20 protein-coding genes and 1 pseudogene are annotated in these 23,043 nt (G+C 60.2%); 6 read left to right on the forward strand and 15 right to left on the reverse strand.

Translation table 11 applies throughout. The annotated features are described in order from the left end of the window. Positions 1 to 82 precede the first annotated feature (82 nt). Positions 83 to 1,006, forward strand: coding sequence for a LysR substrate-binding domain-containing protein (locus tag ACF0H7_RS30085; RefSeq protein ID WP_397450425.1), 924 nt, complete (start codon positions 83 to 85; stop codon positions 1,004 to 1,006). 37 nt (positions 1,007 to 1,043) lie between these two features. Here the strand turns inward: ACF0H7_RS30085 and madM are convergent, their stop codons facing one another. The 15 genes and pseudogenes from madM to pilG all read right to left on the reverse strand — a co-directional run bounded on the left by madM (position 1,044) and on the right by pilG (position 19,045). After that, entirely contained in the window at positions 1,044 to 1,808 is a 765-nt protein-coding gene (gene madM, locus ACF0H7_RS30090) for a malonate transporter subunit MadM (protein ID WP_397450426.1), read from the reverse strand. 1 nt (position 1,809) lies between these two features. Further along, the gene (gene madL / locus ACF0H7_RS30095) at positions 1,810 to 2,250 is read right to left on the reverse strand and encodes a malonate transporter subunit MadL (protein ID WP_397450427.1); all 441 of its coding nucleotides are present in this window, start codon (positions 2,248 to 2,250) and stop codon (positions 1,810 to 1,812) included. Between the two features lie 63 nt (positions 2,251 to 2,313). After that, positions 2,314 to 3,249 (reverse strand): malonate decarboxylase subunit epsilon, encoded by a 936-nt coding sequence (mdcH, locus tag ACF0H7_RS30100; protein WP_397450428.1) that lies wholly within the window; start codon positions 3,247 to 3,249, stop codon positions 2,314 to 2,316. Continuing rightward, positions 3,246 to 3,875 (reverse strand): malonate decarboxylase holo-ACP synthase, encoded by a 630-nt coding sequence (locus tag ACF0H7_RS30105; protein WP_397450429.1) that lies wholly within the window; start codon positions 3,873 to 3,875, stop codon positions 3,246 to 3,248. The genes mdcH and ACF0H7_RS30105 overlap by 4 nt, the downstream gene beginning before the upstream one ends. Then, complete coding sequence (gene mdcE, locus ACF0H7_RS30110; RefSeq protein ID WP_397450430.1) at positions 3,876 to 4,679, reverse strand: biotin-independent malonate decarboxylase subunit gamma; 804 nt, start codon at positions 4,677 to 4,679, stop codon at positions 3,876 to 3,878. After that, positions 4,676 to 5,528: pseudogene (locus ACF0H7_RS30115) on the reverse strand (biotin-independent malonate decarboxylase subunit beta). The gene mdcE and the pseudogene ACF0H7_RS30115 overlap by 4 nt, the downstream one beginning before the upstream one ends. Continuing rightward, entirely contained in the window at positions 5,521 to 5,820 is a 300-nt protein-coding gene (locus tag ACF0H7_RS30120; protein WP_397450431.1) for a malonate decarboxylase subunit delta, read from the reverse strand. Before ACF0H7_RS30120 ends, ACF0H7_RS30115 begins: the two are co-directional and overlap by 8 nt. Positions 5,821 to 5,822: 2 nt before the next feature. Further along, positions 5,823 to 6,710 carry a triphosphoribosyl-dephospho-CoA synthase gene (locus tag ACF0H7_RS30125; RefSeq protein WP_397450432.1) on the reverse strand — a complete coding sequence of 296 codons (888 nt, stop codon included), beginning with the start codon at positions 6,708 to 6,710 and terminating at the stop codon, positions 5,823 to 5,825. Beyond that, entirely contained in the window at positions 6,711 to 8,387 is a 1,677-nt protein-coding gene (gene mdcA, locus ACF0H7_RS30130; protein WP_397450433.1) for a malonate decarboxylase subunit alpha, read from the reverse strand. A 555-nt stretch (positions 8,388 to 8,942) separates the two neighbouring features. Next, positions 8,943 to 9,413 carry a chemotaxis protein CheW gene (locus ACF0H7_RS30135; protein WP_397450434.1) on the reverse strand — a complete coding sequence of 157 codons (471 nt, stop codon included), beginning with the start codon at positions 9,411 to 9,413 and terminating at the stop codon, positions 8,943 to 8,945. Beyond that, positions 9,406 to 15,402, reverse strand: a complete 5,997-nt coding sequence (locus ACF0H7_RS30140; protein WP_397450435.1) for an Hpt domain-containing protein — start codon at positions 15,400 to 15,402, stop codon at positions 9,406 to 9,408. Before ACF0H7_RS30140 ends, ACF0H7_RS30135 begins: the two co-directional genes overlap by 8 nt. A 146-nt stretch (positions 15,403 to 15,548) precedes the next feature. Beyond that, complete coding sequence (locus ACF0H7_RS30145; protein WP_397450436.1) at positions 15,549 to 17,591, reverse strand: methyl-accepting chemotaxis protein; 2,043 nt, start codon at positions 17,589 to 17,591, stop codon at positions 15,549 to 15,551. A 75-nt stretch (positions 17,592 to 17,666) separates the two neighbouring features. Then, the gene (locus tag ACF0H7_RS30150; RefSeq protein WP_397450437.1) at positions 17,667 to 18,206 is read right to left on the reverse strand and encodes a chemotaxis protein CheW; all 540 of its coding nucleotides are present in this window, start codon (positions 18,204 to 18,206) and stop codon (positions 17,667 to 17,669) included. 12 nt (positions 18,207 to 18,218) lie between these two features. After that, positions 18,219 to 18,584 (reverse strand): twitching motility response regulator PilH, encoded by a 366-nt coding sequence (pilH, locus tag ACF0H7_RS30155; RefSeq protein WP_397450438.1) that lies wholly within the window; start codon positions 18,582 to 18,584, stop codon positions 18,219 to 18,221. Positions 18,585 to 18,634: 50 nt separating this feature from the next. Further along, on the reverse strand, positions 18,635 to 19,045 hold the full coding sequence (pilG, locus tag ACF0H7_RS30160) for a twitching motility response regulator PilG (protein ID WP_397450439.1): 411 nt from the start codon (positions 19,043 to 19,045) through the stop codon (positions 18,635 to 18,637). A 240-nt stretch (positions 19,046 to 19,285) separates the two neighbouring features. Here pilG and gshB point away from each other — a divergent pair, with 240 nt between their 5' ends. From gshB to pyrR, 5 genes are all read left to right on the forward strand, one after another. Further along, positions 19,286 to 20,245 (forward strand): glutathione synthase, encoded by a 960-nt coding sequence (gene gshB, locus ACF0H7_RS30165; protein ID WP_397450440.1) that lies wholly within the window; start codon positions 19,286 to 19,288, stop codon positions 20,243 to 20,245. A 231-nt stretch (positions 20,246 to 20,476) separates the two neighbouring features. Next, on the forward strand, positions 20,477 to 21,373 hold the full coding sequence (locus ACF0H7_RS30170) for an energy transducer TonB (protein ID WP_397450441.1): 897 nt from the start codon (positions 20,477 to 20,479) through the stop codon (positions 21,371 to 21,373). Positions 21,374 to 21,430: 57 nt separating this feature from the next. Continuing rightward, positions 21,431 to 22,000: a YqgE/AlgH family protein gene (locus ACF0H7_RS30175; RefSeq protein ID WP_397450442.1), complete on the forward strand. Its 570-nt coding sequence runs from the start codon at positions 21,431 to 21,433 to the stop codon at positions 21,998 to 22,000. Continuing rightward, positions 22,000 to 22,440, forward strand: a complete 441-nt coding sequence (ruvX, locus tag ACF0H7_RS30180; RefSeq protein WP_397450443.1) for a Holliday junction resolvase RuvX — start codon at positions 22,000 to 22,002, stop codon at positions 22,438 to 22,440. Before ACF0H7_RS30175 ends, ruvX begins: the two co-directional genes overlap by 1 nt. A 73-nt stretch (positions 22,441 to 22,513) precedes the next feature. After that, positions 22,514 to 23,029 (forward strand): bifunctional pyr operon transcriptional regulator/uracil phosphoribosyltransferase PyrR, encoded by a 516-nt coding sequence (pyrR, locus tag ACF0H7_RS30185; RefSeq protein WP_397450444.1) that lies wholly within the window; start codon positions 22,514 to 22,516, stop codon positions 23,027 to 23,029. The last annotated feature ends 14 nt before the right edge of the window (positions 23,030 to 23,043 follow it).

Genomic DNA, 23,043 nt, shown 5'->3' on the forward strand with positions numbered 1-23,043 from the left:
TCTAACCTCTTCGAAAAATTCGTTGCAGCCAGCAGGCGACGACTTGGGCACAATCGTCGCCATTCGAACAAGAGAGCCGGCCATGCTGATCGACGAAGAGCTCACCCTAAAGAAGCTGGAGATTTTTCTGGCGTTCATGCGCACTGGCAATCTGGCCCGTGCCGCCGCCGAGTTGCAGACCAGTAATGTCAGCGTGCATCGCGCCATTCATTCGCTGGAAAGTGCCCTGCGTTGCCCCCTGTTCAAGCACGAAGGCCGCAATCTGACGCCCCTGGAAAGCGCTTATGTATTGGAGGAGCGCGCGCAGAAGCTGATTCAGGACATGGTCACTACCGTGGAACTGACGCGTCAGGCTGCCGGTTTTTCCGCTGCGCGCTTCAAGCTGGGCGCGCTGTATTCGCTGACGGTCAAGACTGTACCGCAGCTGATCATGGGCCTGAAGTTGCGCCGCAGCGAACTGAACATCGACTTGATACTTGGCTCCAACATCGACCTGTTCTACAAGCTGAAGAACATGGAAGTGGACGCGATTCTGGTGTCGCTCAATGAAAGCGTCAGCGATCCCGACTGCGAACAGCTGCCGCTGTTTTCAGACGATATCTTTCTCGCGGTGCCTGTCGATTCGCCATTTTCCAATCAAACTGAAATCGACCTGAGCGACCTGCACGAAGCGACGTTCCTGACCCTGACCCAAGGTTTCGCCACACACCAGGATGGGGTTCGGGTGTTCAAACAGGCAGGGTTCGAGCCGAAGGTGGCGATGCAGGTCAACGACATCTTTACCTTGTTGAGCATGGTCAGCTCAGGGGTGGGTTTTGCGTTGCTGCCCGGGCGGGTCGCGGCGGTTTATGAAAACCGCGTGCGCTTGATCCCGTTGCAGGAGCGTTATCGGATGCAGCAACACATCGGGGTCGTGTTCCTTAAGTCCAGAGAACGCGACCCAAATCTGCTGGCGTTGGTTGCCGAGTGCCGAATGTATGCCAATCGGCTTCAAGCTGAAGTCTAGATTCTGTAGGAGCGGGCTTACCCGCTCCTACAGAGAGTCAGCCCATGATCCCTTTGACGATGAAGAACAACACCGAAGGCCCGAGCAGGCAGCCCAGACCGGTGTGGAAGGTCGCGGTCAGCGCGCCGTAAGGCACCAGACGCCGATCCGTCGCTGCCAGGCCGGCAGTCACGCCGCTGACCGTACCGGCCAGGCCACCGAATACCATCGCCGAACGCGGGTTATCCAGGCCCATCCAGCGTGCCGCCATTGGTGTGCCGACCATCACCAGAATCGCTTTGATCAAACCGGTCGCAATGGACAGCGCCATCACGTCGGAACTCGCGCCAATCGCCGCACCGGTGACCGGGCCAACGATGTAGGTCACCGCGCCCGCGCCGATGGTGGTCATGCTCACGGCGTCGCGGTAGCCGAACATCCAGGCGATACTCGCGCCAACGATAAACGGCAGCGTAGTGCCCAGCAGCAAGGCAATCACGCCGATCAAACCGGCTTTGCGCGCTTCTGTGGCCTGGACTTCAAAGGCAGTGGCCACGATAGCGAAATCACGCAGCATCGCGCCGCCCATCAGACCGATACCAGAGAACAGGCTGATGTCCGCCAGGCCTTTTTCGCCGCCGGTCATGGTGCCGCCGACCCAAGCCAGGACCAGGCCGATGACGATGGCAATCGCCGAGCCGTGGATGCGACCGAACGTCAGGCGTTTGGAGATAACGACCGAGAACCACATCACGATGCCAACAAAGGCAAATGCCGTGACCAGGCTGTAACTCGACAGGTCTTTCGCAAGAAGAGCCCACATATCAGCGGCCTCCTACAGGCGTTGGTGTTGGAGTTGATGTCGTCGTTGCGGGAAGGATCGTCGGATCCTCCTCGGCCGGTAGCGGTTCACCCCGGTTGATCCGACTGATCACCGCGATGGCGCACCCACAGATGATCACCGAACCGATGGCGGCGAGAATCGCCACCGGACCGCCTTTCAATGCGGTCACCACGTTTTGCTGCGCGGCCATGGCGACCACCACAGGGATGTACATGGCGCCCCAGAAGCCAACGCCCATCTCACAGTCTTTAGTCATCCCGCCGCGTTTCTGCATCCACAGCCGGGCACAGATCAGCAGGATCATGGCGATGCCGACACCGCCCACATTCGATTTAACGCCCAGCAGTACCCCAAGAAAATCCCCGAGAATCACGCCTGCCAGGGTGCAGATAGCCAGTAAGGCCACACCATAGATAATCATTTTTTTATCCTCACATTGCCTTGCTGAAGTTGTTGTTTTTATCCTTCGCAGCAGCCACTTGCTTTATGGGTTACGGGTTCCCTCCTCGCTCAGCAACGCGCTCAACGTGTCCAGGCGTGCCCCTTGAAAAGCGACCGCCGTTCCTTGCTCAAACACCTTTTTGCCCAGCCCGGTGAGTACGGTGCCTGGCGGTAATTCGATCTGCAGCCGTGCGCCGCGCTCGTAAGCGGTTTGCACGGTGCTGTGCCAATCGATCACCCGGCACATGTTGAAGGCCAGGTCAGCACGTAATTTGTCGGCAGTGGCCACCAATCGCGCCGTGCTGCCACTGAGGTAACGCACTTTCGGCGCGTGCATCTGTACCTTGCTGAACGCTTCGGCCAGGGCCAGCGCCGGCTGCTCAAGCAGCGCGCAATGCGACGGTACGCTGACCGCCAGACGCTTGACCGCACCTGCACCCTGCGCTTTGGCCAGGCTCGCCACCTGCGCCATCGCGACATCGCTGCCGGCGATCACCATCTGGTTATCGGCATTGATGTTGGCCAGATACACCGGTGTTTGCGCACTGTGAGTGTGAGCGATCAAGGTTTCAACCGTGGTTTGATCCAGGCCAATAATCGCTGTCATACCGAAGCCGCTGGGATACGCGCTTTGCATCAGTTCGCCCCGCAATGCCACCAGACGCAGGGCATCACCGAAGCTCAGTGACCCGGCAATCACCGCCGCCGGGTACGCACCAATCGACAGACCGGCAACATAGTCAGGCACCTGTGAGCGTTCGATCAATAAGTGCGCACAGGCCACGCCGGCGATCAGCAGACACAATTGCACAGCGCGGCTGTCGGCCAGTGCCTCGACCGAATCCAGCGCCATAACATCTTCACCCAGCTCGTCACTGGCCTGATTCAGATATTCAACAATCAAAGGCTCATCCGGCAGACGATGCAACATCTGCGGCTGCTGTGCGCCCTGGCCGGGAAACACCAGAAAGCTGCTCATGCCGCTTGCTCGGTCAAAGACCAGGGATCAGCGATCAAGCGCGCCCCCTCGGCGGTCTTGAGCAACACCCGCCGTGATGACCCGGCCCATTCACCCAAGCCAACGCCACCCTGAGGTGTTTGCAATTGCACGTCGATTCGGCAACCCGAAAGCTCTGTCAGCACCGACAACGACGCTGCCAACCTGAACGCCTGACGCCGGCTGAACGACGACGGTGTACGCAAGATCAAGTCCAGATCGCTGCCCTGATGCAATGCAGCAAAACCACTGGCCAGTTCGAAACCGGCGCTGCCGCTCACGCCCCACACCAGCCCCAGGTCTTCCATAAACGGACGTACCTGACGCAGCACTCGCAGGGCCGGCCAGTCAGCGCCGGGCGGCAGATCGATCAGCTGTTCCGGCTGCACACAACGCTGGATGTCACTGAGCCACATCAACGTCGCATAGCGGTGCTCGCGCAATGGCCCGCGCACGCCGACGGCGACTTGATCAGCCGCCGTCATCGCACGGCGCACCACGACTGGCTGACCAAGGCGCAAGGCTTTAGCCACCCACAGCGGCGCGTCGTCAGGCACAGGCAAACCCCACAGCAAGTCATGGGGCCGCACAACGACAGAAGCGTTCATTTACCACTGCGCCCGCAGCAGTTCACGTACGCGGGAAGACGCGGCGCGATTGGTCGCACCCAAACGGCTGCTGAGGTCCGTACCGCCGGTTTTGACGTCATTGATCGCTTGGGTCAGGCAGGATTGAACCCGCTCGACGTCTTGCGAAGTCGGCCGCTCGATTTGCTCCACCGACAGGGTTTCCCAGAGCAAGCCCAGCGATGCATAGCTGTCGATGTCATACGCCATCGGCGGCACGCTGGCCGCCAGCTTCTCCAGCTCTTCGACGGTGCGCAGGGTGACGCGAGCTGCCGACGCTTTACCCATCGCATGCACCATCACGCCCGGATCGCGCAGGGCGATCAATCGGTTGGCCTGATAACCATGGGCCAGAAACGCGCCAGACATGGCCTTGCCCACCAACAATGCAATCACCGGATGCCCGGCAAGACGGGCGCGCGCATAGCTGTCCGCAGCACCGGCCAGCGCCTGATGAATGCCCAGCGCCTCTTCGCGACGGCCGTAGGCCTGACTCGGCACATCGACGATGGCAATCAACGCGCGTTTTTTCTCGTTGCGCCGGTCCAGGTCGATGACTTCATCCACTGCCTTGGCCAGCCCCCAACCTTCCAGCAGACCGACTTCGCCGTTGCGTGCCCGAGGGAAAGGGTTTTGCGGATCGGCCACCACCGAGAGAAAACGTACAGACTGGTCGCCCAGAACACCGTCAGCGACTTTCAACGATGCAGGTAAACCGCCGACTTCAGGCGCACCGTCGCTCAGGGCTTTGAACCATTCCAGGCCACGGGTTGAGTAATCGCTCATGGCTGTTCTCCTTGATAGAGGGTACGCACGGTCTGCGGGTCGATTTGCGTAGTGGTGTCGAGTGTCGCCAGACGTTCAAGGAACAGTTCGTACTGTCCGCTGGCGTTCGTGAGCCGGCAGGCCTTGCTTGAGCCAGGCGTCGACCTGTTGCCGAATCGCAGCCGCATCGTCAATGGCGAAGCCGTCGACCAGCCCGGTAGCGAAGCGCTGCTCGCCGCCAGTGAGGCTCCAGATGAATGGACGGTTACGTGAATCGTATTCCTGAATGCCGGCTTCTTGCTCGATCACTTGCGGCCCGTTCAAGCCCAGGCGCGCTTCTTGAGTCACCAACAGATAACTGCACAAGCCCGCCGCAATGGACATCCCGCCGAAGCAACCCACGCTGCCCGCCACCACGCCGATCACCGGCTGGTATTGGCGCAGGTCGACAATCGCCGCATGGATGTCGGCAATCGCCGCCAGTCCGAGGTTGGCTTCCTGCAAGCGCACGCCGCCGGTTTCCAGCAGCAAGATGGCAGCGGTGGGGATGCCGTTACGGTTGTCTTCGGCTGCCAGTTCCAGCGCACCGGCCATTTTCGCGCCGCTGACTTCACCCATGCTGCCGCCCTGAAACGCGCCCTCGATGGCCGCGATCACCACGGGCAAACCACCGATGGTGCCTTTGGCGATCACCGCTCCGTCGTCGGCTTGCGGCACCACGCCTTGCTTGGCCAGCCAAGGCGACATCACGCGATCGAACGGATCGAGCAACTCACGAAATGTGCCAGGATCAAGCAACGATCGAGCACGCTGCCGGGCGTTAAGCTCGACGAAGCTGTGCTGGGTCAACAAGCGTGCGGTATCAGTCATGACCGATCTCCTCGAAGCCTTGTTCCATGCGCAACCGGACCACGCCCGGCGTCGCGCCAAAGTCATGGATATCGATGGCCATTGCCGGTGGCGTTTGCCCATCGAACATGCGCTCGAACAGGTGTTGCCAGCGAGAAGCGGCGCCGTTGACCGAGGTCACCACCGAAATCGACAACTTGCCTGGCTCGCCGGGAACCAGCATCACTTCCAGATCGCCCGAGCCGACACAGCCCACCAGTGCGCGACCTTTCGGTGGCTGCCCGGCTGGGAATTCAAAAGACAGAGTTTCCATGATCAAACATTCCTCGATGAGTGGCCGAGCGCAGGCTCAAGGCTATCGATAAACAAGCAGGCGGCGAGCAGGTCGGCAGCGCCACCGGGCGAAGCGTTCAGGCTCAACAGTTGCTGATCCAGTTCATTCAGGCAGCGGCGGCCGCCAAGGCTGGCACTGCCGCCGGCATCCAATACTTTTTGCGCACCCTGCTGCATCGCCTCCAGCCCGGCTTCGCCAGCGCGGTACAGCACGCAGGTGTCAGCCAAGGTAGTCATGATCGCCAACAAGGCATCCAACCGTGCGTTTTGCTCGCCATGCCCGGCAGCGCGGCTGCGCTGCAGTTGCGGCAAGCCGAATTGCGTCACAGCGGGGAAACCCAACTGAGCCTGTTCCCGAGCACCGCGCGCGCCATAACGTTGAGCGACTGTGGCACCGTGGCTGTTCTGCTGCGGCGCGTGTCGGTCGTCGATCACCGCCAGACGCGCTGCCCGCAAGCTGATCGCCGCCGCCGAAGCATCACCCGGCGCCAGCGCTGCGGCAGTCACCAACAGCCCCAGCGCCCAGATCGCACCGCGATGAGTGTTGACGCCGTTGGTGGAGCGCATCATTGCCGCCTCACCTTCACGACCGATACGGCCCACGGCTTCGCGCAGTGGCTGGCCGATAACCCCGAATTCCAGAGCGGCTTCCGCCATCTCCTTGAACGCGGGCCACAGCGATAACGCCGAAGCGTGCATCAGGCCAAGGTGCAAATCGCTGTGAGCGCCACTGCCGCGACGATCGACCAGCGCCGGTTTTGGCGACAGGTCGGCTTCATCGATCAGCGCGTCCACTGCCAGATCGGCCAGGCGTTCAGCCAGCGATAGCGTGGTGCGATTCAGGTCCAGCGCCAAGTTGAGTGCGTGCATTTACCAGCTCCTGAATTGCGCGGGCGGGTTGTACAAGCCGCCGGACCACTCCACCAGATCGGCGACGCTTTTGGCGGCCAGCAATTCACGCGTTGCATCAGTACGGCGGATGCCCAAGTCTTCAGGCAAGGCGATCAAGCCTTCTTGACGCATCCGCGCTGTATCTTTCGGGTTGTGACGCAGACCGATGGCGGTCACGCCCGCGACAGCCGAGATCATTGCCTGGCGCTCTTCCAGCGAACGCGCCTTGTACAGGTAGGCGATCCCTTCTTCGGTGAGCAAGTGCGTGACGTCATCGCCATACACCATGATCGGCGCCAGGGGCATGCCGGTTTTCTTTGCGACCTCGATAGCATCCAATGTTTCGACGAAGGTCGGTTTCCCGCCCTCCTGGAAGGTCTCGACCATCTGCACCACGAGCTTTTTACCGCGCTCGAGATACGCGTCCGGGCCGGTGCCAGTGTGCTGGCGCATGTCGAGCCAGGCCGGGGTGCTGTGGCGACGGCCGCGTGGGTCATGGCCCATGTTCGGCGCACCACCGAAACCGGCCAGGCGGCCACGGGTTACGGTTGAAGAATGACCATCGCCGTCCACCTGCAAGGTCGCGCCGATGAACAGGTCCGTTGCGTACTGACCGGCCAGTTGGCAGATCATCCGGTTGGAACGCATCGAGCCATCGCGCCCGGTGAAGAACACATCAGGGCGCGCCGCGATGTAATTCTCCATGCCCAGCTCGGTGCCGAAGCAATGCAGACTTTCTACCCAGCCGCTTTCGATCGCCGGGATCATCGTCGGGTGCGGGTTGAGGGTCCAGTTGCGGCAGATCTTGCCTTTGAGCCCGAGGGATTCGCCATAAGTCGGCAGAATCAACTCGATGGCGGCGGTGTTGAATCCGATGCCGTGGTTCAGCGACTGCACGTTGTGTTTTTCGTAGATCCCACGAATCGCCATCATCGCCATCAGTACGTGCACAGGCTTGATGTGGCGCGGGTCGCGGGTGAACAGCGGCTCGATGTAGAACGGCTGATCAGCCAGCACCACGAAGTCGACCCACGAAGCCGGGATGTCGACACGCGGCAGGTCGCTGACGTCGTCGACGATCTGGTTGACCTGGAAAATCACGATGCCGTCGCTGAACGCGGCGGGCTCGACCAATGCCGGGGTGTCTTCAGTGCTGGCGCCGGTGTAGATGTTACCCGCGCGGTCGGCCATGAAACCGGCCGAGAGCACAACGTTAGGGATCAGATCGACCACCAGCCGCGCATACAACTCGATGTAGGTATGGATGGCGCCGACTTCCAGCAAGCCATCTTCAAGCAACTGGCTGATGCGCAGGCTTTGCGTACCGCCGAAGGCGAAGTCCAGCTTGCGGGCGATGCCCAGTTCAAACAGATCCAGGTGCTCGGGCCGACCAATGCTGGGCATGATCATGTGCAGGTCGTGCAACTTGGCCGGATCAGCCTTGACCAGTGAGCGCGACAGAAAGTCGGCCTGCTTCTGGTTGTTGCCCTCAAGCACCACGCGATCGCCGGGCATGATCAGGGCTTCAAGCGCCGCAACGATTTTGTCAGTTGGCAGTACCACGCCATCGGCGAGAGGTCGCACCAGATCGAGCCGACGCTGCTTTTCGCTGCGCCGACGCGACCAGCGCGGGTCAAGTGTTGTTTGGGTTGTCATGCTCACTCCACGCGTTTCGCTGTCGTGGCCCACCTTAGGAGCGAATGGTGTGGGGCATCAATCAAGCACGGGGTGAAATCGTTACGGTTGGAGTAATGGTTCGCATGAACCATACGATTAGCCATACCCAGCGCGGTAGTTCGTTCATGGTGCCTCCTGATGCGCATGAGCCGAATAGAGACGCTATTCGGCTCATTGTTCAGATCAGGAGAATTTGCTGACGGCTCCGTCGCTTTTGCAGTTCAAGCCTGCTCCCACAGTATTCGAGGATGGCCATACATTTTGTGTCGGCTCAAATTTATTGAGCTAACTTGTTGGCGAGCAGTCCTGATGCGGTATGCCTGACACACCGCCTCGCGAACAAGTTCGCTCCTACAGGGGCTCGGTATACAACATAGAATCTCCCACAGTGGATTTATGGCGTGTACAAAACCTTTGTAGGAGCTGCCGAAGGCTGCGATCGACCGGGAACCGGTCGCGGCGTATGGATGCCAATCGCAGCCTGCGGCAGCTCCTACAGGGGTTTGCGCCTGAGCACTGATTCGCTGGGGGAATCTAAACCAACCCGGCCCGCACCAACAATTCCTCCAACCCCACCAAATCCGGAATCTTCGCCACGATATCGCCCACCTGCACCGCCGCCAGTTCCAGTTCGGCCAACGGCACGTCGACGTAGCTCAGTTGACTGTCGACCTTGCAGGAACGGGGAATGCCTTGGACCAGCAGGGCAATGAATTCGAGATCACGGCGGCCGCCCAGGGCATTGAGCACGACAATTCGCGCACGACCACCGACGCGGGTGCGGGCGCCGCAGGTGGCTTCGAAGCACAGCAGCGGCAAGGTGCGGTGACGCCAACTGATCGGCCCCAAGTACCAATCGGGGGCGTCGGGATCGGCGATGCTGTCCTGATAGTCGATCAGTTCGGCGACGGCGACGTTGGGCAACAACAGGTTGCGGTCACCCAGGGGCAGGATCAATCCGGTCAATGTCGTGGTCACGCGATTGGCGTTGGCGAGATTAGGCATTGACCTGGCTCCAGTGCGCGATGCTCTCCAGCAATACCGACTCCTGATACGGCTTGCTCAGGTAGTCGTTAACGCCGATGGTCATCGCATGATCCCGGTGTTTTTGTCCGGAACGCGACGTGATCATGATGATGGGCAGGTCTTTGAGACGCTGATCGTTGCGAATCCTGCTGGCCACTTCAAAGCCGTCCATGCGCGGCATCTCGATATCCAGCAGCAGCACATCCGGGATGTGCTCTTGCAGCAGTGCCATCGCGTCGACCCCGTCCTTGGCTGTCAGCACGTTCATGCCGTTGCGTTCCAACAGACGGCTGGTGACTTTGCGCACGGTGATCGAATCATCGACCACCATCACCAGACGCGTCTTGGTGTGCTCGACTTCGACGTATTTCGGCACGCCCAGGCCCGCCGCCTGTTGCGCCAGCAGGCGTACATGCAGGGCGCGGATATGCGCCAGCAAATCAAGGATGAACACCACGCGGCCATCGCCGAGGATGGTTGCGCCGGAGATCCCCTGCACGCGAGCGAACTGCGCACCGAGGCTCTTCACCACGATTTCCCGCGAGCCGGCCAACGCGTCAACCTGCACCGCCACCCATTGATCATGTACGTGTACCAGCAGCACTGGCAGTGGCTGACTCTGGCCGCTCAACTTCGGTGGCAGGCCGTTGTTCAGCAGTTCGCCCAGATAGCGCAGCTCGTAGGTGCGCTCGGCGAACTGATAGCGCGGCGGCTGTGATTGATAGCAGGCCTCCAGCTCTTGAGGCGGGACTCGCACGATGCCCTCGATGGTGTTCAGCGGCACGGCGTATTGCTCTTCGCCGCACTGCACCATCAACGCGCGATTGACCGATACCGTGAACGGCAAACGAATCTGGAAGCGCGTGCCCTGCCCCGGCGTAGAGTCAATAATCATCGAGCCGCCGAGTTGCTTGACCTCAGCATGCACCACGTCCATGCCGACCCCGCGACCGGAAATCTGCGTGACTTTTTCTGCCGTAGAGAAGCCTGCCTGCAAGATGAACTGCAGCAACTCGTAGTCGCTGAGTTCAGCGTCCGCGTCGATCAACCCGCGCTTGATCGCCTTGCGCCGCACCGCTGCGAGGTCGATACCGGCGCCGTCGTCGCGCATTTCGATGACGATGTCGCCGCCTTCATGCACCAGGCTCAGTTCGATCAGGCCCGCCTCCGGCTTGCCGGCGGCAAGGCGTTCTTCGTTGCTTTCCAGACCATGATCGACGGCGTTGCGCAGCATGTGCTCCAGCGGCGCCACCATGCGCTCCATCACACTGCGGTCCATCTCGCCTTCGGCGTTGCCGACTTCGAACAACACCTGCTTATCCAGCTCGCCGGCCACCTGACGCACGATGCGCTGCAAGCGCGGCAGCAGGCGCTCGAATGGCACCATGCGCGTGCGCATCAGACTTTCCTGAAGCTCGGTATTGACCCGCGCCTGTTGCGATAACAACAGTTTGGCGTCGTGGTTGCGCGTATCGAGGGTTTCCTTGAGGTCGAGCAGGTCGGAGGCGGACTCGAACAGCGCCCGAGACAGCTGCTGCAACTGCGAATGCCGATCCATTTCCAGCGGGTCGAATTCTTCGTAGCCCAAGCGCTCGGCATAACCCTGTTCGCGACTGAGAATGCGCCCTTGGGTTTCGATATCCAGACGCCGCAATTGGTCGCGCATGCGCTCGATGGTGGTTTCCATTTCAGCCAGCGTGACCTGGACATCGATCACCTGTTGCTCGATGCGCCCGCGAAAAATCGAAGTTTCACCGGCCAGGTTGACCAGGTTTTCCAGCTGATCGGCGGCGACCTTGACCATTTCCGCCGGTGCGCGCTCGGCCTCGGGCTCAACGGCCGAAGCAGGCGGTGGGTTGACCAACAGTGGCGTCTCGGCCAATGGGACTGGAGCGGTGGCGAATGCCTCCTGGCCGCCGGGCGCGTTAAAACGCTTGATGCTGTCGATCAACAGCACTGCGCTGGGCAGCGGCTCGCGATTGCGCACGGCGTCGAGCATATCGGCCAGCAGGTCGTGGCCGCTCAGCAGCAGGCTGATCAGCAACGGGTTGGCCTGTAACAGCCCGGCTGCCAAGCCTTCGTAGAGAAACTCAAGTTCATGGGCCAAATCGCCAATCGGGGCGATTTCCACCATGCGCGCGCCGCCTTTGAGCGTGTGCAAATCGCGCAGCAGATTTTCAACTTCCAGGGTGTTCTGTGGTTCGTCCTGCCAACGGGTCAAGGCCCCACCGGCGCTTTCAATGATATCGAAGCCTTCCTCGAGGAAGATCTCCAATAATTCGGGATCGCGCTCTTCGAGGAGTTCCACCGCTGATTTGCCGGGTTTCGACTCGGCTTCCGCCGCCGGAACAAGATTGTTGGTCTGACGAAACGCTCGCATGACCTTGATCAGCTCGACCGGCGAGCTCAGCGGCTCGCGGGCCTGCAGTTGCTCCAGTAAGGTCGCCAGCAAATCATGACTGTTCAGCAGCAGCCGCGCCAGTTCCGGCGAGTGACTGTAACGGCGGTCGATCAGGCCTTCGTAGAGGGTTTCCAGCTCATGCCCGAGATCCCCCACCGGCACCACTTCGGCCATACGCGCGCCGCCCTTGAGCGTATGCAGGTCGCGCTGCAAGGAGGACAACGGCAGAGGGTTTTCGGGGTCGTCCAGCCAGCGATGCAAGGCGTGCCCGGCGCTTTCGAGAATGTCTACCGCCTCTTCGAGGAAGATTTCGACGATGCCATCGTCCAGCTCGCTTGCGGACGCTAAGGTTTCACCACCCGCGCGACTTTCCGAGAGCTGCTCGGTTGCCGCGTTCAGTTCGGTAATGCTTAGCGTACGACTGCCATCGCTCTTGATCAGGCCCATGGCACCGGGATCAAGCGCCTCGTCGAGCAATTCACGCAGGGCTTCGATGCGCTCCGGACAAGCATCAACCTCCTGACCGGCGGCCACCTGATCGAGCATGTTGATCAGCGCTTCGTGGGCCCCTTCAGCTTCGTGGAAAAAGCGCTCGCTGACCGCCAGACTGCTTTCTTCAACCGAACCGTAAAGGTCCAACAACGCTTCGCACAGCTCGTCGACCTGTGGCAGATCGGCCATCTGTGCACCGTGTCCCAGCGCGGTCAGTTCGTCGAGCAAGGCGCTCAGTTCCTGACGCTCGCCGGGGTGCTGCCGCCAGCGACGCAGCAAACTTTCGGCATCCAGCAGAATGTCCATGCCTTCGGCCAAAAACGAAGCAATCAATTGCGGATTACGCCTCAGGCGCTGCCCGTGAGCCGGAGAATTGAGAGCGGCCTGCAGGCGTTCATCCAGTAGCGCATGGCTCGCTTCAATCAGCTCCTCAGCCCCCGGAATCGGCGCCAGCGGTTCACTGTGGAGCTGCATCAAACCGCGATTGAACAGCGGCTCGGCGTCGCGCAGCAACTGGATTTCCGCAGGGCCCAGCGGTATCAGGTTGGCCTTGAACTCACGCACCAGTTGGTCCAGCGGCACGGCCAATTCGGCAATCGGCAATACGCCAGCCATGTATGCACTGCCTTTGAGCGTGTGCAAGGCGCGTTGCAGGCTGTCGCTGATTGGCGGCGTTTCTTGATCACTGGCGAGGTCGAGGAAACGGTTGAGGTTCTCGAGATGGCTGCGCGCTTCCTGGCGGAAAATTTCCAGCAGTTGCGGGTCCAGTACTTCCGGCGCGACCGCTTCAGGCACCACTGGCTCGACGAAAATCTCTTCGCCTTGAGCCAATCGATGGGCCCGCGTTGCCAATTGATCGACATCCGTACGTTGATGCTGAACGTTTTCAGCGAAATCTCGCACAACGTCCGGCAACAGTGCCAGTACATCCACCAGCAATTGCTGGACGCGCTCATCGGCTTTGACGCTGTCTTCCACCACACGATTGAGCAGGTTCTCGAATGCCCACGCCAACTCCCCCAGGATCAAGGCGCGCACCATGCGCCCACTGCCTTTGAGCGTATGGAAAGCGCGGCGAATCTCGGTCATTTCGCCGACATCGCTTACATCGTCCAGCCAACCTGGCAAATGCTCGCGCAACGTGGTCAGCACTTCATCGGCTTCTTCGAGGAAGACTTCCAACAACTCGTCATCGACCCGCCCCTCACCAAAGGGCGGCGGCAGCAGGCTGGTGGGGACGTCTTGTGCGGGGGGATTGACCGTCGACACCGGGCTACCCAGCACTTCGGCCAGGGTTCGATCAGGACTGGCCAACGACTGTCGTGCGGCCAGCTCCAGCAATTCGTCCTGAGTGATCATCTCCTCCAGCACGGGCACGTCGATCACTTCATCCGGCGTCGGTGCGTAACCTAGACCGGCGAGGCTGACCTGTGCCTTGTCCAGTACCTGTTCGCCCGGCGCTTCGTGATCTTCACCAAGCCGTTCCAGGTAATACTCGATGCCGGTGATGGCCTCGGCCAGACTGTCGAGCTGCGACCAACTCGGCGGTGTCTCTCCGGTCAACAAATGCGCCTGAATGTATTCGTTGCAGGCCGCCAGCAGGCTGGCAGCGCGCGCCAGCGGAATCATCACCAACGCACCGCGCACCTGCACCAGCAGTGCCGGCAGTGGCGTCAAGCGCTGCCGGTTCCATGGGCCATCGATGTAATCGATGATCATGTCCTTGGCTTGCTGCAACCCGATGCGCGCTTCCTTGATCACCAATTGGTGAATCTGACTCAGATCGGTGGTCGGCAGGTGACTGCCTTCAGCGCTGGCCGGCTCGACAGTACCGACCATGCCGGCCAAGGTCGCTTCGACATACAGCAGCGCACCGGCAACATCCATCAACGCGGCATCATCGGCTTCACGCTGACCTTGAGCCAAGCCCTGGACCACCGCCAGTTGGTCGATGATGACCTTGCGCGGCTGGCCAAAACCGAGCACCGCCAGGGTATCGGCGATCTGTCGCAACGGCGGCAGCAAGCTGCTGAGTTCGCCCACTTCCTGACGGTCACTGCGCACAAAACCATCAAGCCGTTCTTTGACCCGCACCAATTCTTCGCACAACGCCCCGACCACCGAACGCATGGCGTCGCGATCCGGGCCGGCTAGTCGCGCTCGCTCCTCATCGACCAAGGCGGTATCGGGCAGCGCCTCGGCGAGGCCATATTGTTCTTTGAGGCTCAGCATATGCGGAGCCTGGCTATCGGACTTGGCGATGTAGAACAGCAAGCTCTTGAGCAACTCATCCGGAGCCGGCTGGTTGATACCGGCGATGCCCTGTTCCAGCAGGCGCTTGAGTTCTTTGTCCGACTCTTTGAGCAACCCGCGCAGTGCCGGGCTGTTGGTGAATTGCCCCTCAAGCATGGTGTCGACCAACGCCGAAGCGATCTGCCACAGCGGCTCGAGTGGCGCCTCTTTGCACAATTGCTGAAGACGATCAAAAACTTTGGCCATGTAGCCGAGGTTGGTCTGCACGTCTTGCTCGCGCAGCAAACCCACCAAGGCGGTTTGCAGCATTTGCCGCAGCTTGCGCAGCACGTTGCTCAGGTCAGGGCTGTCGAGTTCAGCCAGTGCATCGTTGTCGAGTTCAGGAACGCTGAGCAATTGCGGGGTGAACAGGCTGGTTTCGGATAGCAGGCTCTCACCGCGAACACTGCGCAGGTCGTTGAGCAGTGGCAGCACCACCAACGGCAAATCACGCCGTGCGGTGTGAATACGATCAAGGTAAACCGGCAGTTGGACCATCGCCTGCATCAGCAAATAAACAGCTTCGGTTTGCTGCGCGATGCGGCCTTGCTGGAGCGCCAGCACCAGTTGCTCGATCTCCTCGGCCAACAGCGCCGCGCCATAGAACTCGATCATCTGCAGACTGCCATGGACCTGATGCACGTAGCTCAGGCACTCAGCCAACGCGGCCGATTCCTGAGGATGTGCGATAAACGCTTCGAGGGCCTGACGGGCCTGCTTCAGCGTTTCGGCAATTTCGCCCTTGAGCCACTCGAGGGCCACATAGTCGTGCCGATCAGCCATGACAACTCCAGTCCTTACTCAATCTGACACACCGATTCTGGTTGTAGGAGCCGACTTGTTGGCGAGAGGTCGATCGTGGCACCTCAGTCATAACGCCTCGCGAACAAGTTCGCTCCTACAGAAATTTGCTTTGCCAGCTGCGAACTTCAACCCAAATCCCGCGACGGCGGCAAGGTGAACCCGGATACCGAGCGACGCATTTCGCTGGCCATTTTTGCCAGATTACCGATGCTTTCCGCCGTCGCCGTGGTGCCCGAGGTGGTTTGCGTGGTGGTCTGCTGGATCACGGCCATGGTTTGGGAAATCTGCCCCGCCGACGCCGCTTGCTGCTGCGCGGCGTTGGTAATGCTCTGGATCAGCGCCGCGAGGGTTTTCGAAACGCCCTCGATTTCCTCAAGCGCTACCCCGGCATCCTGCGCCAGATGCGCACCACGTACCACTTCGCTGGTGGTTTGCTCCATGGAGATCACCGCCTCGTTGGTGTCGTTCTGAATCGCCCGCACCAGGGTTTCGATCTGCTTGGTCGCCGAAGACGAACGCTCCGCCAGTCGCTGCACTTCATCGGCGACCACCGCAAAACCACGCCCCGCGTCACCGGCCATGGAAGCCTGGATCGCCGCGTTCAAGGCGAGGATATTGGTCTGGTCGGCAATGTCATCGATCAGGCTGACAATATCGCCGATTTCCTGAGAGGATTCACCCAATCGCTTGATCCGCTTCGAGGTGTCTTGAATCTGCTCGCGAATGTTGTCCATGCCGTTGATGGTGTTGTGCACCACCTCGTTGCCTTTGTTGGCGATGGTCACCGAACGCTCGGCTACGGCAGAAGACTCCGAGGCATTGGCTGACACCTGATCAATGGACATCGCCATATTGTTGATCGCGGTCGAGGCGGCAGCGATCTGGAAGGCCTGATGTTCGGACGCGGCCGCCAGTTGCATGGCCGTGGTCTGGGTATCTTCGACCGCCGTCGCCACTTGCTCAGCGGTCAGGTTGATGGTTGCCACCAAATCGCGCAACTGGTCGATCGAGTAGTTGATGGAGTCGGCAATCGCGCCCGTGAAGTCTTCGGTTACCGAGGCCGCCACGCGCAGGTCACCGTCGGCGAGGTTTTCGATTTCATCGAGCAAACGCATGATTGCGGTCTGGTTACGCTCGTTTTTCTCGGCGGTTTCACGCAACTGGCGGTTGGTCTCGCGGACCATCACGATGCCGATCAGGATAATCGACATCAGCGCCAACAGGCCCAGCACATACCCGCCAATGCTGTGCACCGAGCGGCCGCTGGCCAGGTGCTCGAAACCGTTGGCCAATACCGACGCTTCGTCGAGCAGCGTTTGCGAGGTGGTGAAGATATTGCTGGCCGACTCGCGAACCTGAAACAGCTCGGGCGAGGTTGCGAGGATTTCGTCCACGGAACCAGAAACAAATTCGAACAGCTCGGCAATTTCACTCAGTCGGGCCCGGGCATCCGGGTCCTGAACCTGAGTGATTTTCATCGACGCATTGCCTTCGAGCATGCCGTTGAGCACCCGCCCGAACATGCTGGCGTCGCGCCCGAATGCATCGGCAGCCTGAACCGACGTTTCATCGCCGGCCAGCACGGTATTGACCGACCCCAGAATACGCTCTGCGAGCAGAGATTGACGCTGCGCCACCACGACCTGACTGGCCGGCGCGTGGTTTGCCAGCAGGCTGTCGACGACTTTCTCGTACTCGACCTGCAATTGCGGGATGGTTTCGGCCAGGGTTGCCGCGACCTGGTGCAACGACAATACGGTCTGTTCGCTGGCGATGATCACATCGGTGTTCTTGCGCAGGCTTTCCCAGTCCTTCTGCACCGCCTGCATTTCGTCGTCCACTTCCGGTTGCGCCGAAGGCAGGCCGGTGGCTTTATCGCCTTTCTTCAAAAAGCCCCAACGCAGCTCGAAGTCGTTGCGCGCGTCGGCCAGCAGCTTGAATGCCGCGCCCTTGCCCGCTGCGGCTTCAGCGGCATTCTTGGCGATACGCTGCGATAGGACACGCAACTCGCCAGCATGCCCGATGTATTGCTTGTCATAGTTCGACTGAGTGTTGAGGTACGCGAAGTTGGCGAACAACATCATGATGAAAATGATCAGGGCGACAAATAGCACGACGATCTGCGACCGACTGCGCGCACCTTCCAAAGACCTGCCTGTCGTGCTCATTAATCAGGCCCCCGCCTGGACCAACCGCGTGCATTCATCCATGAAAAAAAAGGCCCTCAGGCCCAGCGAACGACTCTACAGCGCTACATCCATGAAACCGGGTGATTGCGCCAACACCCATGGGCTGAACACCAGCCACGCCTGCTCGCGCAGGAATTGCCCCTGTATGAAGGGGGCGATGCCGGGCTCAAGGCTTTCAATACTTCCCGGCATCAGGCTGCGCTGATTGAAATGCTGCACCCCCAGCACCTCATCGACCATCAATCCGGCAAACACGTCTTGATACTCGATCACCAACACCCGCCGCTCCTTGCGCAAGGGCGACAGTTCACACCCGAACAGCCCACACAAATCCATGATCGGCAGCAAGCGTCCGCGCAGGTTGGCCACGCCCTTGATCCAGGGTTTTACCCCCGGCAGCACGGAATAACGCGGCTCGTGCAGGATTTCTCCGACTTCACCCATGGGCGCCACGTAGGACCGCTCGCCCATGCGAAAACCGATGCCCGTCCAGTCTTGCTGACGGGTTTCCTGCAACGGCAGGCCCGCCGCGACCGAGCGACAACGCTGATCGATTTCAAGCAACAGCTGGAAGGCGGTTTGCGACTCAACCATGACGTTCGGCCGTCAGCCCGCCAGTACCGAATTCAGCGTCCTGATCAAGGTTTCTTCATCCACCGGTTTGGTCAGGTAGTCACGCGCGCCCTGGCGAGTGCCCCATACCTTGTCGGTTTCCTGATCCTTGGTGGTGATGATGATCACCGGAATCGGCGCGGTTTCAGGGTCTTTGGTCAATTGACGGGTCGCTTGAAAACCGTTCAGGCCGGGCATCACGATGTCCATCAATACGGCGTCGGGCTTTTCCTGACGCGCCAGCGCTACGCCGTCGGCGCCGTTTTCGGCTTTCAGGACCTGGTGACCGTGCTTTTCCAGCATGCTGGTCAATTTGTACATTTCGGTCGGCGAATCGTCGACGATCAGAACTCGAGCCATGGTGTTCCCCATATGCAATGGATGCCCTCGACCCGCCGGGTCTGAAGGCATCAAGATACTTGTTGTTCTACTGCAACGAATTCCGGCACGTGAGCCTTGATCGCGTTCAGTAGCTCTTCCTTGCTAAACGGCTTGGTCAGAAACTGGTCGGAGCCAACGATCCGGCCCTTGGCCTTGTCGAACAGCCCATCCTTGGATGACAGCATGATAACGGGCGTGGACTTGAATGCCCGATTGTTCTTGATCAGGGCACAGGTCTGATAGCCATCCAGACGCGGCATCATGATGTCGACAAAAATAATGCGTGGGTGGTTATCGGCGATCTTCGCCAGCGCGTCGAACCCGTCTATTGCGGTGATGACTTCACAGCCGACGTTCTTCAACAGCGTCTCTGCGGTACGGCGAATCGTCTTCGAGTCGTCGATAACCATCACTTTCAAAGCTGCGGAATGCTGTTCCATGTGTGCTCTACCATCGCCGCGGCGAGTCAATTACTGCTGTGTGCCTGGCGTCGCGGAGCCATTATAGATCGAGCCTGCGGGGCTCAAGATTCAGTGCCGAGCCTTTTTAGCACACTCTCCAGACGCAATCCATAAAGCCCCCTTTTCCATGCTTTCCCCCTTGACCCCACGCATGCACAGCGCCACCCTGACGCCTATTTCAGGGCCTTAATGGCCCCTCATAATCAGAGGATATTGCCCATGAGCGTTCGCGTCGGAATTGTCATGGATCCCATCGAGAACATCTCCTATAAAAAGGACAGCTCGCTGGCCATGCTCCTTGCCGCCCAGGATCGCGGATGGTCGCTGTTCTACATGGAACAGCAAGACCTGTATCAAAATGCCGGCCAGGCCCGCGCACGCATGAAGCCGCTGAAAGTCTTCGCCGATCCGGCTCACTGGTTCGAACTTGAGGCCGAAATCGACAGCGGTCTGGACGAGCTGGACGTGATCCTGATGCGCAAGGATCCGCCGTTTGATATGGAATTCGTCTACGCCACCTACCTGCTGGAACAGGCCGAAAGCGCCGGCGTGCTGGTGGTCAACCGTCCGCAAAGCCTGCGTGACTGCAACGAAAAAATGTTCGCCACCCTGTTCCCGCAATTGACTCCGCCGACCATGGTCAGCCGTCGTTCGGACATTCTGCGCGAATTCGCGGCCAAGCATGGCGATGTCATCCTCAAACCGCTGGACGGCATGGGTGGCACCTCGATCTTCCGCCACCGCGTCGGCGACCCGAACCTGTCGGTGATCCTGGAAACCCTGACGCTCAACGGCAAGCAGCAGATCATGGCGCAAGGCTATCTTCCGGCGATCAAGGACGGTGACAAGCGCATCCTGATGATCGACGGCGAGCCGGTGCCTTATTGCCTGGCGCGTATTCCGGCAGCGGGCGAAACCCGTGGCAACCTGGCCGCCGGTGGCCGTGGCGAAGCGCGTCCATTGACGGAAAAAGATCGTTGGATCGCTGAACAAGTCGGCCCTACCCTGCGCGAAAAAGGCCTGCTGTTTGTAGGTCTGGACGTGATCGGCGAAAACCTGACCGAGATTAACGTCACCAGCCCGACCTGCATCCGCGAGATCGATAACGCGTTTGGCACCAACATTGGTTCGATGCTGATGGACGCGATTGCGCTGAAGTTAAAAGCCAAAGGTAAGTAACACACGATCCCTGTAGGAGCTGCCGAAGGTTTGGGCCGCACTCGGACGATAAGGTCCGACGGACCTTCAAAGGGTCTCGACCGAAACGACCGGTCCCCGGTCGATCGCAGCCTTCGGCAGCTCCTACAGGGGCATGCGCGCCTGGGTCACAGACCAGCGAGCACCGCAGCATCAAGACAGTGCGCTATCATGCGCGCCCTGTGAAACGCGCAATGTGATGCTCAAGAGTCAATGAACGCCCCAGTCGACCAAATGCCTCCAGAACTGTCCCGTACCGGCGTGCGCCCGGGGGATCGGCTCGGCTTTACGTTAATGGTCGCGGCGCTGATTCATATCGCGCTGATCCTCGGCGTCGGTTTCAGCTTCGTCAAACCCCAGGACATCACTCAAACCCTGGAAATCACCCTCGCTACCTTCAAAAGCAAGGAAGCACCGGACAAAGCCGATTTCCTCGCCCAGGAAAACCAGCAAGGCAGCGGTACGCTGGACAAGAAAGCGATCCCCAAGACCACCGAAGTGGCGCCGTATCAAGACACCAAGATCAATAAAGTGACGCCGCCTCCCGCCGCCAAACCGGTGGAAAAGCAGGAAGCGCCGAAAACTGCTGTCGCGACCAAGGCGGAAAGAATCCAGAAAACCGTGACCAAGCACGAAGAGGTCAAGGACGAGCCCACCGTCAAGGCCCCGCCGAGTTTTGACAGCTCGCAATTGTCCAGCGAGATCTCCAGCCTGGAAGCCGAGCTGTCCACCGAACAACAGCTGTACGCCAAGCGACCCAAGATCCATCGGCTCAACGCCGCCTCGACCATGCACGACAAAGGTGCCTGGTATAAAGAAGACTGGCGCAAGAAAATCGAGCGCATCGGCAACCTGAACTACCCGGAAGAAGCCCGCCGCAAGCAAATTCGCGGCAACCTGCGGATGATGGTGTCGATCAATCGTGATGGTTCGCTGTACGAAATCCTGGTGCTGGAATCCTCTGGCCAGCAGGTCCTGGACGACGCCGCGCAGCGTATTGTGCGGTTGGCGGCGCCTTTTGCGCCGTTCACCGGCGATCTGGCCGACATCGATCGACTGGAGATCATTCGCACCTGGCGCTTCACCAACGATAAGTTGTCGAGTAACTGACGCTACTGCTCGTTTAGCCAGTTGTCAGGCCCGCCGAGCAACGCCACACTAGGGCTCATGAAAAACGTCACTGCAAGCTATCTCAAGCATCACTTCCTGATTGCCATGCCACACATGGCCGATCCCCACTTTGCGCAAACCTTGACCTACATTGTCGAGCACAACGCGGAAGGCGCCATGGGCCTGGTCATCAACCGACCGCAAAGCCTGACCCTGGCTGATATCCTCGAGCAGTTGCGACCGGAAATCGATCCGCCAGCGCGCTGCCAGCACATTCCTATTCTTTCCGGTGGCCCGGTGCAGACCGATCGTGGTTTTGTCCTGCACCCGAGCGGCCAGGTGTTTCAGGCAACACTGGCCCTCGACGGCCTGTCGATGTCGACCTCGCAGGATGTGCTGTTCTCCATCGCCGACGGTTTAGGCCCGGAAAAGAGTTTGATTACCCTTGGCTACGCCGGTTGGGAAGCCGGGCAACTGGACGCCGAACTGGCCGCAAACGCCTGGCTGACCTGCCCGTACGACCCGGCGATTGTGTTCGACACTCCAGTTGAGCAACGCCTGAACGCCGCCGCTGCGCGCCTGGGGATCAACCTCAGCTTGCTCACCAGTCAGGCGGGCCACGCCTGATGGCTGGATTACGTCTGCTGCTGGGCTTCGATTACGGCACCAAACAGATCGGCGTCGCCGTCGGCCAGGTGATTACCGGCCAGGCTCGCGAGCTGTGCACGTTGAAAGCACAAAACGGCGCGCCCAATTGGGATCAGGTCGAAGCCTTGATCCGCGAGTGGAAGCCCGATGCCATCGTGGTCGGCCTGCCGCTGAACATGGACGGCACGCCGAGCGACATGAGCGCCCGCGCAGAGAAGTTTTCCCGCCGCCTCAACGGTCGTTACAACTTGCCGGTGTACACCCACGACGAGCGCCTGACCACCTTTGAAGCCAAAGGCGAGCGCCTGGCTCGCGGTGGCCAGAAAGGCAGCTATCGCGATAACCCGGTGGATGCCATTGCCGCTGCGTTGTTGTTACAGGGCTGGCTGGATGCCAACGGCGCCCTGTTCGACGCGTGAACAAACGCCCAGAATCCACGTTTCAGCCTGAGCAATGCGTGTCGACGACGCTCAGGCCCCTGAAGGAGCAACCATGAGCCTGCCCAATCCCGCCGCACTGATCAGCCAGATGGCGATTGATCTGAAAGCCTACCTGAGCCAGCGCAACATCTCCGAGCCGAGCTTTATCGGCATCCGCACCGGCGGAATCTGGGTCGCACAGGCCTTGCTCGATGAAATGGGCAACACTTCGCCCTTGGGCACTCTGGACGTTTCGTTCTACCGCGACGACTTCAGCCAGAACGGCCTGCACCCGCAAGTGCGCCCGTCGGCGCTGCCGTTCGAGATCGAAGGCCAGCATCTGGTGTTGATCGATGACGTGCTGATGAGTGGTCGGACCATCCGTGCCGCGCTCAACGAGTTGTTCGATTACGGCCGCCCGGCCAGCGTGACCCTGGTCTGCCTGCTTGACCTCGAAGCCGGCGAATTGCCGATCAGCCCGGATGTGGTGGGCGCAACCCTGTCGCTGGCACCCGATGAGCGGGTAAAATTGCTCGGTCCTGCGCCGCTCGCGCTTGAGTACCAGAATCTCTCCGCCGCCGCCCTCTAGCCCTTCTTTATAAA

The organism is Pseudomonas sp. NA-150 (assembly GCF_044336365.1).
GTDB lineage: Bacteria > Pseudomonadota > Gammaproteobacteria > Pseudomonadales > Pseudomonadaceae > Aquipseudomonas.

Excerpts from the sequence above, each read along its gene's own strand:
- ACF0H7_RS30140 (WP_397450435.1), bottom strand. The coding sequence starts at position 15,402 with ATGGCTGATCGGCACGACTATGTGGCCCTCGAGTGGCTCAAGGGCGAA.
- ACF0H7_RS30150 (WP_397450437.1), bottom strand. The coding sequence starts at position 18,206 with ATGGTTGAGTCGCAAACCGCCTTCCAGCTGTTGCTTGAAATCGATCAG.
- mdcH (WP_397450428.1), bottom strand. The coding sequence starts at position 3,249 with ATGAGCAGCTTTCTGGTGTTTCCCGGCCAGGGCGCACAGCAGCCGCAG.
- mdcE (WP_397450430.1), bottom strand. The coding sequence starts at position 4,679 with ATGAGCGATTACTCAACCCGTGGCCTGGAATGGTTCAAAGCCCTGAGC.
- ACF0H7_RS30175 (WP_397450442.1), top strand. The coding sequence starts at position 21,431 with ATGAAAAACGTCACTGCAAGCTATCTCAAGCATCACTTCCTGATTGCC.
- pilG (WP_397450439.1), bottom strand. The coding sequence starts at position 19,045 with ATGGAACAGCATTCCGCAGCTTTGAAAGTGATGGTTATCGACGACTCG.
- ACF0H7_RS30105 (WP_397450429.1), bottom strand. The coding sequence starts at position 3,875 with ATGAACGCTTCTGTCGTTGTGCGGCCCCATGACTTGCTGTGGGGTTTG.
- madL (WP_397450427.1), bottom strand. The coding sequence starts at position 2,250 with ATGATTATCTATGGTGTGGCCTTACTGGCTATCTGCACCCTGGCAGGC.
- ACF0H7_RS30125 (WP_397450432.1), bottom strand. The coding sequence starts at position 6,710 with ATGCACGCACTCAACTTGGCGCTGGACCTGAATCGCACCACGCTATCG.
- mdcA (WP_397450433.1), bottom strand. The coding sequence starts at position 8,387 with ATGACAACCCAAACAACACTTGACCCGCGCTGGTCGCGTCGGCGCAGC.
- ACF0H7_RS30145 (WP_397450436.1), bottom strand. The coding sequence starts at position 17,591 with ATGAGCACGACAGGCAGGTCTTTGGAAGGTGCGCGCAGTCGGTCGCAG.
- madM (WP_397450426.1), bottom strand. The coding sequence starts at position 1,808 with ATGTGGGCTCTTCTTGCGAAAGACCTGTCGAGTTACAGCCTGGTCACG.
- ACF0H7_RS30135 (WP_397450434.1), bottom strand. The coding sequence starts at position 9,413 with ATGCCTAATCTCGCCAACGCCAATCGCGTGACCACGACATTGACCGGA.
- pyrR (WP_397450444.1), top strand. The coding sequence starts at position 22,514 with ATGAGCCTGCCCAATCCCGCCGCACTGATCAGCCAGATGGCGATTGAT.
- ACF0H7_RS30170 (WP_397450441.1), top strand. The coding sequence starts at position 20,477 with ATGAACGCCCCAGTCGACCAAATGCCTCCAGAACTGTCCCGTACCGGC.
- pilH (WP_397450438.1), bottom strand. The coding sequence starts at position 18,584 with ATGGCTCGAGTTCTGATCGTCGACGATTCGCCGACCGAAATGTACAAA.
- ACF0H7_RS30120 (WP_397450431.1), bottom strand. The coding sequence starts at position 5,820 with ATGGAAACTCTGTCTTTTGAATTCCCAGCCGGGCAGCCACCGAAAGGT.
- ACF0H7_RS30085 (WP_397450425.1), top strand. The coding sequence starts at position 83 with ATGCTGATCGACGAAGAGCTCACCCTAAAGAAGCTGGAGATTTTTCTG.
- gshB (WP_397450440.1), top strand. The coding sequence starts at position 19,286 with ATGAGCGTTCGCGTCGGAATTGTCATGGATCCCATCGAGAACATCTCC.
- ruvX (WP_397450443.1), top strand. The coding sequence starts at position 22,000 with ATGGCTGGATTACGTCTGCTGCTGGGCTTCGATTACGGCACCAAACAG.